Below are 293 nucleotides of genomic sequence, written 5' to 3'. Positions count from 1 at the left end.
CATACGAGGTAACCATCGGCGGAGCGTGGAGGCTGCCACATTGAGCCCTGTTAACCGATTGATTTTTATAGCCAATAGTTCAGTACACCAACGGCTGCGCTGATAACCAAAATCTTGCGGAGAAAACTGCATGAGCAGCACCAGTAGGGTGACAATCTTGGCGATAGGTAAGACTGGGGCACGGCCAGCCGGTAAGGCTTCTAGCGCATCTATGCCTTCATCTCGATACCACCGAAGCCAACGACCGATGGTCGAGCGCGCAGCGCCGGTAAGGTGATGAACATCGGTGATCG

At 53.9% G+C, this 293-nt stretch carries 1 protein-coding gene; it reads right to left on the bottom strand.

Annotated elements, in window-relative coordinates; translation table 11 throughout:
- On the bottom strand, positions 1 to 293 hold a 293-nt coding region (locus MUW49_RS18350; protein WP_244813059.1), incomplete at both ends, for a helix-turn-helix domain-containing protein.

It is taken from the genome of Aeromonas sp. LsrichE-8G, assembly GCF_022869435.1.
GTDB lineage: Bacteria > Pseudomonadota > Gammaproteobacteria > Enterobacterales > Aeromonadaceae > Aeromonas > Aeromonas caviae.
This window is presented reverse-complemented; position numbering and strand designations above follow the sequence as displayed.